The organism is Stutzerimonas azotifigens DSM 17556 (assembly GCF_000425625.1).
Taxonomy (GTDB): Bacteria; Pseudomonadota; Gammaproteobacteria; order Pseudomonadales; family Pseudomonadaceae; genus Stutzerimonas; species Stutzerimonas azotifigens.
The window spans coordinates 84,980-96,927 of sequence record NZ_AUDU01000040.1 but is presented as its reverse complement, the minus strand read 5'-3'; the positions used below and the strand labels follow the sequence as shown (position 1 = coordinate 96,927).

At 68.8% G+C, this 11,948-nt stretch carries 9 protein-coding genes; 5 read left to right on the top strand and 4 right to left on the bottom strand.

The genetic code is table 11. From position 1 onward, the window contains the following. On the top strand, positions 1–335 hold a 335-nt coding region (locus H610_RS0104355), incomplete at its 5' end, for an integrase core domain-containing protein (protein ID WP_028238548.1). A 26-nt stretch (positions 336–361) separates the two neighbouring features. Here H610_RS0104355 and H610_RS0104350 read toward each other — a convergent pair. Further along, entirely contained in the window at positions 362–931 is a 570-nt protein-coding gene (locus H610_RS0104350; RefSeq protein ID WP_028238547.1) for a GNAT family N-acetyltransferase, read from the bottom strand. 301 nt (positions 932–1,232) lie between these two features. Here H610_RS0104350 and H610_RS0104345 point away from each other — a divergent pair, with 301 nt between their 5' ends. Beyond that, positions 1,233–4,709, top strand: coding sequence for a hybrid sensor histidine kinase/response regulator (locus H610_RS0104345; RefSeq protein ID WP_028238546.1), 3,477 nt, complete (start codon positions 1,233–1,235; stop codon positions 4,707–4,709). A gap of 40 nt (positions 4,710–4,749) precedes the next feature. Here the strand turns inward: H610_RS0104345 and H610_RS0104340 are convergent, their stop codons facing one another. After that, complete coding sequence (locus tag H610_RS0104340) at positions 4,750–5,166, bottom strand: tetratricopeptide repeat protein (protein WP_236614267.1); 417 nt, start codon at positions 5,164–5,166, stop codon at positions 4,750–4,752. A gap of 486 nt (positions 5,167–5,652) precedes the next feature. On the opposite strand from H610_RS0104340, the gene H610_RS0104335 reads away from it, so the two are divergent. The 3 genes from H610_RS0104335 to H610_RS0104325 are packed head-to-tail and all read left to right on the top strand — an operon-like array spanning position 5,653 to position 8,789. Beyond that, positions 5,653–8,238 (top strand): intermembrane phospholipid transport protein YdbH family protein, encoded by a 2,586-nt coding sequence (locus H610_RS0104335; RefSeq protein ID WP_028238544.1) that lies wholly within the window; start codon positions 5,653–5,655, stop codon positions 8,236–8,238. Between the two features lie 15 nt (positions 8,239–8,253). After that, positions 8,254–8,439 carry a YnbE family lipoprotein gene (locus tag H610_RS0104330; protein ID WP_028238543.1) on the top strand — a complete coding sequence of 62 codons (186 nt, stop codon included), beginning with the start codon at positions 8,254–8,256 and terminating at the stop codon, positions 8,437–8,439. 11 nt (positions 8,440–8,450) lie between these two features. Then, positions 8,451–8,789: a YdbL family protein gene (locus tag H610_RS0104325; protein WP_028238542.1), complete on the top strand. Its 339-nt coding sequence runs from the start codon at positions 8,451–8,453 to the stop codon at positions 8,787–8,789. 46 nt (positions 8,790–8,835) lie between these two features. Here the strand turns inward: H610_RS0104325 and H610_RS0104320 are convergent, their stop codons facing one another. Next, complete coding sequence (locus H610_RS0104320) at positions 8,836–10,227, bottom strand: HlyD family type I secretion periplasmic adaptor subunit (protein ID WP_028238541.1); 1,392 nt, start codon at positions 10,225–10,227, stop codon at positions 8,836–8,838. Further along, positions 10,220–11,893 carry an ATP-binding cassette domain-containing protein gene (locus H610_RS0104315; RefSeq protein ID WP_028238540.1) on the bottom strand — a complete coding sequence of 558 codons (1,674 nt, stop codon included), beginning with the start codon at positions 11,891–11,893 and terminating at the stop codon, positions 10,220–10,222. The genes H610_RS0104320 and H610_RS0104315 overlap by 8 nt, the downstream gene beginning before the upstream one ends. Positions 11,894–11,948: the final 55 nt, after the last annotated feature.

The window sequence follows — 11,948 nt, the reverse complement described above, 5'->3', positions numbered from 1 at the left end:
CTGCCGGCCTGGTGGTGCATTCGGATCGCGGCAGTCAGTACGCCAGCGAAGCTTATCGTACGCTGCTCAGCCGACATGGCCTGCTCCTGAGCATGAGTCGCAAAGGAAACTGCTGGGACAATGCCGTGATGGAGCGATTCTTCCTGAACCTGAAAATGGAGCGGGTCTGGCAAGCTGACTATGCCAACCAGGCCGAGGCCATGGCCGACATCGCCGACTATATCGTCGGTTTCTACAACAACGTGCGCCTGCACTCCAGCCTGGGCTACATGCCGCCCACCCGCTATGAGCGCAGGCCACCCATACAACCTATCGCAGTGTCCGAAATTATTTGACCACCACAACCCTTACCGCCAAACGTTCACTGGCTGAACCGCGCTTCCAGTCGTGCCTTGGCCTCCGGCCAGTCGCGGTCGGTGAGGCTATAGAGGACGGTGTCGTCGAGGCGGCCGTCGGCCAATCGGCGATGATTGCGCAGCTGGCCCTCGCGCCGGGCGCCGAGCTTCTCGATGGCCTTCTGCGAGCGCAGGTTGCTGGCGGCGGTCTTGAGCTGCACGCGTACCATCTGCCATTCCTCGAAGGCCTGGCGCAGCATCAGGTACTTGATCGAGTCGTTCAGACCCTTGCCGTGTTCGCCCTGGTCGAGCCAGGTCCAGCCGATCTCGGCGGCCGGCAGCGCCGGAAGAAAGTCGGCGAAACGGGTGGTCCCGACGACGCGGTCCAGCAGCCGGATGGTGAAGACCACCGCACGCCCCTCGCGCTGCTCCGCCAGCGCGTGGCGGTACCAGTCCGGACGCAGCGGGCCGTTGAGATAGCCGAGCACCGCACGGTTGCGCATGGCCAGCTCGACCAGGCCGGGGATGTCCGCCTCCTGCAGCGGATCGAGGCGCAGCGCGCCGCGCTGGAGCATCACCGGTTGCGGTTTGAACATCGATTTCCATCCTCGTCGAAGCCTGCCGGGCGGTTTTCCTGAGAACGCGCCGGCAGCGCGAAGTGCCCTCCGGCGGCCGCCCGCCGGTGTCATGCGACCATGGTGCAAGCCGCGCGCGGGGCGGCCCGATTCATGGTAAATAGCCGGCATCAACAGGCCGCGTGAACGGGGTGAGCGGCGTCGAACGCAGGCGGGTGCGCACTACAGATGGCGCCCGTCCTGCCTTCCCGACCGCCCACGTACCACCCGGCCTGAATGGCGGCCCTTGCCTGCCTGTCGCCACCCTGTTTGCGGAGTACCGATGTCCCTGTCCAGCGGGCTGATCGCCGTGGTCGCCCTTCTTTATATGGCCGTGCTGTTCGCCATCGCCTTCTACGGCGACCGCCGCCGCGAGCCGATGGCGCCGCGTGTGCGCGCCTGGGTCTACAGCCTGTCGCTGGCGGTCTACTGCACCAGCTGGACCTTCTTCGGCGCGGTCGGCCAGGCCGCCGAGCAGCTCTGGGCGTTCCTGCCGATCTACCTGGGCCCGGCCCTGCTGCTGCTGTTCGCGCCGCAGATCATCCAGAAGATGCTGGTGATCAGCAAGCAGGAGAACATCACCTCGATCGCCGACTTCATCGCCGCGCGCTACGGCAAGTCGCAGTTGCTGGCGATCGTGGTGACGCTCATCTGCCTGGTCGGCGTGCTGCCGTACATCGCCCTGCAACTCAAGGGCATCGTGCTCGGGGTGAACCTGCTCAGCGGCGGCAGCGCCGAGAGCGTCGGCACCCGTGCGCTGGACACCGCGCTGATCGTGTCGATCGCGCTGGCGCTGTTCACCATCCTGTTCGGCACCCGCAACCTGGACGTGACCGAGCACCATCGCGGCATGGTCCTTGCCATCGCCTTCGAATCGATCATCAAGCTGCTGGCCTTCCTCGCCGTCGGCGCCTTCGTCACCTTCGGGCTCTACGACGGCCCCGGCCATCTGCTGCAGGCGGCCCACCAGTCGCCCCGGCTGGAATCCTACTGGCAGGAGACGGTGAACTGGCCGTCGATGCTGGTGCAGACGGTGGTGGCGATGATGGCCTTCGTCTGCCTGCCGCGGCAGTTCCACGTCGCGGTGGTGGAAAACACCCATCCGCGCGACTTCCGCCTGGCGCGCTGGGTGTTCCCGCTTTATCTGTTGCTCGCGGCGCTGTTCGTGGTGCCGATCGCTCTGGCCGGGCAGTTGCATCTGCCCAGCGGCATCGTCCCGGACTCCTTCGTCATCAGCCTGCCGCTGGCCGAGCAACACCCCTGGCTGGCGCTGCTGGCGTTCATCGGCGGCGCCTCGGCGGCCACCGGCATGGTCATCGTTGCCAGCGTGGCGCTGTCGACCATGGTCTCCAACGACATCCTGCTGCCCTGGCTGCTGCGCCGGCAGAAGACCGAGCGGCCGTTCGAGGAATTCCGCCACTGGATGCTCTCGGTGCGCCGCATCAGCATCCTGGTGATGCTGTTGCTGGCCTACGTCAGCTACCGCCTGCTCGGCTCCAACGCCAGCCTGGCGACCATCGGCCAGGTCGCCTTCGCCGCCGTCACCCAGCTGGCCCCGGCCATGGTCGGCGCGCTCTACTGGAAACCGGCCAACCGCCGCGGCGTTTTCGCCGGCCTCGCCGCCGGCGCGGCGATCTGGTTCTACACCCTGGTGGTACCGCTGATGGCCGCCGGGCTGGACTGGCCGCTGACGCTGTTCCCCGGTCTGCAGTGGCTGCGCACGCACGCCTCGGACTTCGGCGTGAGCGTGCTGACCCTCGGCGTGATCCTCTCGCTGGCCGGCAACTTCCTGCTGTTCTTCTGGGTGTCGATCATCACCCGCACCCAGGTCTCCGAGCACTGGCAGGCCAGCCGCTTCATCGGCCAGGAAATCAACACCCAGACCGGCAACCGCCGGCTGCTGGCCATGCAGGTGCGCGACCTACTGGCACTGGCCTCGCGCTTCGTTGGCGCCGAACGGGCGCAGGAGAGCTTCCGCCGCTTCGCCGTCCGCCAGGGGCAGAACTTCGCCCCGAAGCAGCCGGCCGACGCCAAGTGGATCGCCCACACCGAGCGCCTGCTGGCCGGCGTGCTCGGCGCCTCCTCGACCCGCGCGGTGGTGAAGGCGGCCCTCGAAGGCCGGCAGATGGAAGTCGAGGACGTGGTGCGCATCGTCGGCGAGGCCTCCGAGGTGCTGGAGTTCAACCGGGCCCTGCTGCAGGGCGCGATCGAGAACATCACCCAGGGCATCAGCGTGGCGGACAAGTCGCTGCGCCTGGTGGCCTGGAATCGCCGCTACCTGGAGCTGTTCGACTATCCCGAGGGGCTGATCACGGTCGGCCGGCCGATCGCCGACATCATCCGCTACAACGCCGAGCGCGGCCTGCTCGGCCCCGGCGACATCGACGAGCACGTCGCCAAGCGCATCTACTGGATGGAAAAGGGCACGCCGCACACCTCCGAGCGCCTGTTCCCCAACGGCCGCGTGGTCGAACTGATCGGCAACCCGATGCCCGGCGGCGGCTTCGTCATGAGCTTCACCGACATCACCGCGTTCCGCGAGGCCGAACAGGCGCTCAAGGACGCCAACGAGGGTCTCGAGCAGCGGGTGGCCGAGCGCACCCACGAATTGTCGCAGCTGAACCAGGCGCTGAGCGAGGCCAAGAGCACGGCCGAGGCCGCCAACAAGTCGAAGACGCGCTTTCTCGCCGCGGTCAGCCATGACCTGATGCAGCCGCTCAATGCCGCGCGGCTGTTCTCCGCCGCCCTCGCCCACCAGCAGGAAGCGCTGCCGCGCGAGGCGCAGGAACTGGTGCGCCACCTGGACAGCTCGCTGCGCTCGGCCGAGGACCTGATCGCCGACCTGCTGGACATCTCGCGCCTGGAAAGCGGCCGCATCACCCCGGACCGCAATCCCTTCCCGCTGGCCAGCCTGTTCGACACCCTCGGCGCCGAGTTCACCGCGCTGGCGCAGGAGCAGGGCGTGACCTTCCGCGTGCACGGCAGCCGCCTGCGCGTCGACAGCGACATCAAGCTGCTGCGGCGAATCCTGCAGAACTTCCTGACCAACGCCTTCCGCTACGCCGAGGGCCGGGTGATCCTCGGCGTCCGGCGCGAGCCCGGCGCCCTGCGCCTGGAGGTCTGGGACCGCGGCCCGGGCATCCCGGAGGACAAGCGGCACGAGATCTTCGAGGAATTCAAGCGCCTGGACAGCCACCGCACCCGCGCGGAAAAGGGGCTGGGCCTCGGCCTGGCGATCGCCGACGGCCTCTGCCGGGTCCTCGGCCATCGCCTGGAGGTGCGCTCCTGGCCAGGCAAGGGCAGCGTCTTCAGCGTCAGTGTGCCGCTCGCCAGCGCACCCAGCCGGGCGAAGGTCGCCGCGCTGCGCGACAACGGGCAGCCCGCCCTGGCCGGCACCCAGGTGCTGTGCATCGACAACGAGGACAGCATCCTCGCCGGCATGCACAGCCTGCTGTCACGTTGGGGCTGCCAGGTGTGGACGGCGCGCAACCGCCTCGAGTGCGAGCACCTGCTCGACGGCGACGTGCGCCCGCAGCTGACGCTGGTCGACTACCACCTGGACGAAGGGGAAACCGGCACCGAACTGATGGCCTGGCTGCGCACCCGCCTGGGCGAACCGGTGCCGGGCGTGGTGATCAGCGCCGACGGCCGCGCCGAACTGGTGGCCGCGGTGCATGCGGCGGGGCTGGATTTTCTCGCCAAGCCGGTAAAGCCGGCGGCGCTGCGCGCCCTGATGAGCCGGCATCTGACTTTGTCGTAGGATCAGCGAGCCGATCGGGCGGAAAGCGGTCTGGCGGCGGTCAGGCCCGCACGCGCTGCCGCTGCAGCAGATGGCGGGCTTCCTGCGAGCCCTGGGCGGCGGCCTGCTCGAGCCAGTGACGCGCCTGCGTCGGCTCGTGGTGACGGGCCTCGGAGTACAGCCGACCGAGCGCCAGCTGGGCCTGGCAATCGCCCGCGCGCGCGGCCTGGCGCAGCATCTCCAGGCCGATCCGGCGGTCGCGCTGGCTGTCGCACTCCTTGCACAGCAGGCGACCGAGCCGACTCTGCGCTTCGACAACGCCCTCGCGCGCCGGCTGCTTGAGCAGGCGCCCGGCGATACGCTTGGCACTGTCGGTGCGGGCCAGCGTTTCGCTGTCCAGCAGCCAGCGCGCCACGCGCAGAGGCAGAACGGAAGTGGTCGGATACTTGGCGGGAGACTTCGAAGTGAGAGAGCGCATTCTCATGGGACGAAGGTAACGTGAACGACGGCCGCGCACTCTACTCCTTTTTTTCAGGAGATAAAGGCTTGTCAAAAACGTGATTTTGCGATCCGCCGCACATGAAAAATTAATCCACAAAAGCTGTGGATAACTCCGTGGACAATTGGCTGACAACTTCCCGAAGGCCCGCTGCCACGGGGCTCCCAGACAAACTGGCGGTTTTTTCACCAATGAAAATTTGTCTTTATTTTCAAGTACTTACCAAAATGCTTATGAAGCGCACCAGTTTGCGACACTTTGTCATAAGCGCTTGACAGCCCTGGAGGTGAATGTGCACAAGTTTGTGGCAACCCGTCGCAACCCCCGGCCGGAAGCCTCCGAAGCCCCCGTCAGCACGCAGTTTCACGGCATTTTCCGGAACCTTTTTGACGCATTGAAGTCATGGGCGCCCCATCGGCGACCGTTCGTCGGAAGCCCGGGGGAGCGGGCAGCGCGCCTTTGCCCATGAGGTCATCCGCTCGGCTGGCGATCGCCCTCGCCCTGTTCGTCGTCCTGGCTGCCGCGATCGGCGCCGGCGCTCATCGCGCCTGGCAGTCGCTGAAGGCCGACCTGGGCATCCACGACCTGCAGTGGAGCCAGCTCCGGCTCGGCTGGAAGTCCATTCGCCTCGGCGAGCTCGAGTTCCTGGCCGCGACGGATGCCGGCAACTTCACGTTGGAAGCACGGCAGCTGGAGCTGACCCTGGAACGGCTGCTGCCGGCGCCCAGGCTGGGCCGTCTCGGCATCGAGACGCTACAGGTACGTCAGCAACGATCGGCGGCGCCCGGAATGGCGGAGGACACCTCCCTGCCGGATATCGACGTCCTGGTGCAGGACCTGGCGCGCTGGCTGCCGCTGCAGGTAGCCATCGAGCGCTTCCAGCTCGCGCTCCCCTGCCCCACCGGATTCTGTGAGGAACAGGGCGGCATCCGCCTCGAACACAGCGGCAATCTTCCGGCTTCCGCGCAGCTCTTCGCCCACCTGGATCACGCCGGCCGGCGCCTGTCGCTGGAGCTCGACGCCAGCGGTCTGCTGGCCGGGCAGACCGACCTCGGCCTGCGCGGCTTCATCGACGGGGAGCCCCGCCTGTCACTGAACAACCGGATCGAGCGGCGTCCCGACGGTCGGCACTGGCAGGGCAGCCTGGCGCTCGCCCGGCTGCCGGAAGCCGCCTGGCTGCAGGCCTGGCTCGGACGCTGGCTCAGCCCCGGCATGGCGCTGCCGGTCGGGCCGCCCGAGGACATGCGCCTCGGCGGGGGCTGGGCATTGCGGGTGCCCGGCTCGGTGCAGCGCTGGGAGGACTGGCGCGCACTCGAAGGGGACGCCTCGCTGGCCCTGCACCTGCCCACGCCCTGGCCGGTGCCGGGCCTGGGGCTGCTCCAGGGCGAGCTGGAGCTGAACGCCAGCCAGCGGGAGGAAGGATGGACGCTCGGCGCGCTGCAGGCGGCGCTCGACCTGCAGCCGGACCCGGCTTCGCTCGCCGAGCTGCCCCCCGCGCTGCGGCCGGGCCGGCTGGCCCTCGAGGCCCGGTCGGAGTCAGGCAACGAGGCGGACGCGCCCCTGAGGGTGCCGGTGAAGTCGACGGCAACCAACGCCGCCGGACTGAACGCCACCTTCGAAGGCACCCTGCTGGCCGACCGCCAGTGGCCACCGACCGTGCAACTGCAGCAGGCGCACCTGCGCGCCGAACTCCCGCCTTGGACCACGCCCGAGCTGACGGCCTCTTCCATACGCGGCGACCTGCGTCTGCAGGGAGGCCTGGCTTCCGACCGCCTGGAGCTGCGACTGGAGAAGGGGTCGCGCGTCACCCTCGGCCCACTGCAACTGCCGTCCGCCGGTATCTCGGCCGAGCGCGTGCAGGCCGATGTCTCGGGGCTCGGGCTGTCGTTCACGCCTCCGGACCAGCGCTGGCAGGTCGCCGGCCCCGTCGACCTCACGGCCGGACGGCTGCTTCACGCCGAGCTCCGTCCGCTGCCGTGGCGCTGGCAGGGCCGGGTGACGGCCGATCCGGCACGCAGCAGCCTGCAGGGGCGGCTGACCAACGAGGCCGGCCTCGCCATCGACACCGAGGTGGAACAGCCGGCTGGCGGCGCGCTTTCCGGCCAGTTCCGCCTGGGCGAATTGTTCCTGCGCGGCGGCAACCCCTTCGCGGCGACATTGCAGGCCTGGCCGGAGTTGCTGCAGCTGGATTCCGGGCGGGTCTCCGCGCAGGCCAGCCTGTCGCTGCCGCCGCAGGGCGCGTCCAGCGGCAGCCTGCAGCTGGACGCCCGCGGCCTGTCGGGCATCTACGACACCACCGAGCTCAACGGCCTGCAGGGCAGCCTGGCGCTCACCTGGGACGCACGCCAGCTGGCGCTCGAGGTGCCGGAGCTGCACCTGGAAGAGGCGAACCCGGGGCTGTCGCTCGGCCCGCTGCAGGTGCGCGGGCGCTACCGTGCGCCACTGGCCGAACCGGCGGCCGGCGTGCTCGGCTGGGACCTGGCTGAACTGCGGCTGCTCGGCGGCCATACCTGGCTCGAACGGGGCAGCCTGGATCTCGCCCGACAGGAACACAGCCTCCACGTCCAGGTGCGCGACCTGAGCGTCGACGCGCTCTTCGCCGCCTACCCCGCCGAGGGCCTGAACGGCAGCGGCACGCTCGACGGCGCCTTCACCCTGGGCCTTGGGCCGCAAGGCCCGACCGTGAACCAGGGGCGCCTCGGCGCACGCCCGCCCGGCGGCGTCCTGCAGCTGCGCTCGCCGCGCATCCAGGCGCTGGGGCGCTCCAACCCGGCGATGCGCCTGGTGACCGAGGCCCTCGACGACTTCCACTACCAGGTACTGACCAGCGACGTCCGCTATGCCGCCGACGGCCGCCTCAACCTCGGGCTGCGCCTGGAGGGCCGCAATCCCGCGCTGGAGGGCGGCCGGCCGATCAATTTCAACATCGATCTCGAAGAGAACATCCCGGCCTTGCTGACCAGCCTGCAGTTGAGCGATCGTGTCAGCGAAACCATCCAGAAGCGAGTCCAGCGTCGCCTGCAATCGGCCGATGAGCCCTCGCCCCGCTGAACAGGAGTCAACCGCATGCGGTGTCGCCCCCTCGTGTTCGTCCTGCTCGCCGGCCTCGCGGCCTGCACCCCGCGCGTGGAGCTGGCCGTCCCCAACGAGCCGATCACGATCAACCTCAACGTGAAGATCGAGCACGAGATCTACATCAAGGTCGACCGCGCGCTCGACGCGATCATCAACGAAGACAGCGGACTTTTCTGAGGAGCCTTTTCATGTTTCGGACCATCGGGACCCTGCTGCTGGCGCTGTGCCTGAGCCTGCCGGCGGCGGCCATGACGCTCAACGAGGCGATGTCGGCCCTGGGATCGGCCAAGGCCAGCGGCCAGCTCGGCGAAAAGCCCGACGGCTATCTCGGCGTGGTGCGCAGCTCGGCGCAGGCCGAGGAGATCGCCGCACAGATCAACCAGGCGCGCCGCGCCGAGTACCATCGAGTGGCGCAGAAGAACGGCGTGAGCGTCGACGACGTCGAGGCGATCGCCGGCAAGAAGGCCATCGACAAGACCCCCGCGGGGCAGTTCGTGCAGATCGACGGCCAGTGGGTACGCAAGTAGCGCAACGGCGGTCAGGCGGGACCGCCGTTGCGTAGCCATCTCACCGTCACGGCTCGGTGAAGGAGCGATGCATCCCGTCGCTCAGCGGGCCGGCGATGTAGTTGAACAGCGAGCGCTCGCCCGTGAGGATGGCCACGCTCACCGGCACGCCCGGCAGCAGCGGATAGCGGGTGCCGCGGTGCACGAAGGCGTCCTCCGCGGGGCGGATGCGCACCCGGTAGTAGGGCACCTTCTGCTCGTCGAGCACCGAGTCCGGGCTGATGTCCACCACCTCACCGTCGATCGGCTGGAAACCGCGGGCGATGGACGACACCAGCTGTATCCGCGCCGTCTGGCCGGGGCTGACCATGCCGATGTCGCCGACCGGCAGCCGCGTCTCGACCAGCATCGGCTCGTCGGCCGGTACCAGCGTCATCAACGTGCCGCCGGGCTGGATGACGCCGCCCTCGGTGTTCACCTGTAGCGTCATCACCACGCCCTCGATGGGCGAACGCACCACCTGCCGCTCGCGGCTGTCGGAATACTTGTGCAGGCGCTCCTGCAGCTCGGCGACCTGCCGACGGACCTCGGCCAACTCCTTTTGCAACTCCTCGTTGCCGCCGGAATCCAGCGAGGTCAGCGCCGCCTGCTCCTGTTTCTGCGCGGCCAGCACACGGCCCAGGGAGGCTTCGGTCTCCTGCAGGGTGCCGCGCAGCTGTTCCTCGTCCTTGAGCAGTTCCAGGTGCTCGTAGCGGTTGGCCAAGCCTTCCTTCATCAGCTTCTCGCTGATGGCGATCTGTTGCCGCAGCAGCTTGAGCTTGGCGTTGGCGTGGGCGCTGCGGGCCTTGAGTTCCTTCTCCTCGGCGTTGCGCTGGGCGATCTTCTGCTGCTGCTCCTCGTAGCGGCTACCCAGGCGGCTCTTCTGCGCGATGAAGAGGTCGCGGTTGACCTTCACCTGCTCGGCGAAGTCCCGGGCCAGCTCCTCCGGCACCTGCATGTCGTCGGCGCCGGCCAGCTGGGCCTCCAGGCGGATGGCGCGGATGCGCAGCGCGCCCAGCAGGGCCTCGGTCTCGCGGCCTTCGGACAGCGTGGAGACGCGCTCCACCTCGGCCAGCGGCTCGCCGGCCGTCACGCGCTGCCCCTCGCGCACCAGGATGCGACGGACGATGCCGCCCTCCAGGTGCTGCACCAGCTTGGTCTGGCCCAGGGAGGTGACCTCACCGGTGGAATGGCTGGCGATGTCCAGGGTGAAGAGCGCCGACCAGAGCAGCAGCGCGCCCAGCAGCAGGGCCAGCAGGCGGATGGTCAGGCGGCTGCCCAGCAGTTCGTCGCCGGGTAGCGCAGGGTCGCTCTTGGCAGGCAGGAAGAGGCCGGTCAGGCGGCTGAGCACGGGGTGGGTGTCGAAGGCGGCCAGCAGGCGCCCCGGCCGCTCGTTCGTCGGCTCGTTCGGCTCACGCATGGCTGGCTCCTTCGCGGGTCGCTTCGCGCACGACGCGAGGCACCGGTTTGTGGTTGAGATCGACGACCGTATCGGCGCCGCCGAGGATGAAGGATTCGTTGCTCATCACCACCAGGGTGCGGCCTTCGCGCAGCAGGCGGCTGAGCAGCGCGGCGATGGCCTTGCAGCCCTCGGCGTCGACGCCTTCGGTAGGGTCGTCGAGCACCACCAGTCGCCCTTCCCCCAGCACCGCGCGCACCAGCGCCAGGCGCCGGCGGATGCCCAATGGAATGTGCGCGCCGCCGTTGCGCAGGGTCAGTCCGAGGCCTTCGGCGCCGCCCTCGACGAACCCACCGACCGCCAGCTCCCGGCAAAGCTCCAGCACGCGCGCATCCGGAGTGTCCGGGGCCAGTACGCAGAGGTTTTCGCGTAGCGTGCCATCGAAGAACTGCGGCTCCTGCGGCAGATAGGCCACCTGCCGGCGCCACCATTGCGGGTCGGCCTGGCGCAGATCCATGCCATCGACCAGCAGGTGTCCGCGCGAAGGCTCGAGCAGGCCCACCAGCAGGCGCGCCATGGTCGTCTTGCCGCTGCCGTTGGCACCGGTGAAGGCCAGCACCCGGCCGGCCTCGAGTGCGTAGTCGAAGTGTTCCAGCACCGGTACCGCCTGCTTCGGGTAGGCGAAGGCCAGGTCCTCGAAGCGCAGGCTGCCCCGCATCTGCCCCAGGCGCACGCCATCGGCGCGCTCGCGAGGAATGGCGCACAACTGGCGCACCAACTCGAGCGCACGCTGGCCACGGCCGATCTGCTCGCCCAGGCCCAGCGCCCGGGTCAACGCCGCCAGGGCACGGCTGGCGAGGATGTTGCAGCCGATCAGCGAGCCGACGTCGAGGTTGCCGGCCAGCACCTCCCGCGCGCCCAGGCCCATGATGGCCATGCTCAGCAGCAAGGTGCCCGCGTAGCTGGCGTTCTGCATGGTGTTCTGCAGGCGGTTGAGCTGGGCACGCTGTTCGGCCTGATCGCTGGCGCAGGCGTGCCACTTCTGCTTGAGCACGTCGGCCGCGGAGAAGGCACGCACCATCTCGCCGCCGGCAGTGAGGTTGTGCTGGTAGCCGGCGAGCTGGATGGCCACGCGGCTCTGCGCCTCCATCGGCTCGCGCAGGCGATGCTGTGCGAGCAGCGAGACCAGCGCCACCCCGGCCATCAGCAGCAGCGTCATGCACGCCAGGAACGGGCTGAGCATGCCCAGCACCACGACGAAGACGAAGGCGAACGGCATGTCCAGCAACGTCACCAGATTGGGGGCGCCGAAGCACTGCTGAACGGTGCCCTGCCCGGCCAGGATCTCGCGGCGAGCGCTGTGCGGCAGCTGCTCGACCAGCGCGTACTGACCCCTCGCGCTGCTTTCGAACAGGTTCTGGCTCAGCTCGCTGTCGGCGCGGGCGCACAACCACTGCGCCACCCGCAAGCGGGCGTTGCGCAACAGCACTTCGAATCCGACCGCCAGCAGCGCGCCCAGGGTCAGGGTCAGCAAGGTGGCGTCCACCCCCAGCGCCAGGTAGCGATTGAGCACGTGGATGCTGTAGAGCGAGCTGGCCAGGCCGAGCAGGTTGATCAACAGCGAGGACAGCAGCAATTCCAGACGGAGCCTGGGCTGCAGGGCGATACGGCGGAGAAACTCGTTCATCTCGGTACTACTCGGTCAAAGCAGGGCTCCCCCGCGCCGGGGCGCGAGGGGAACC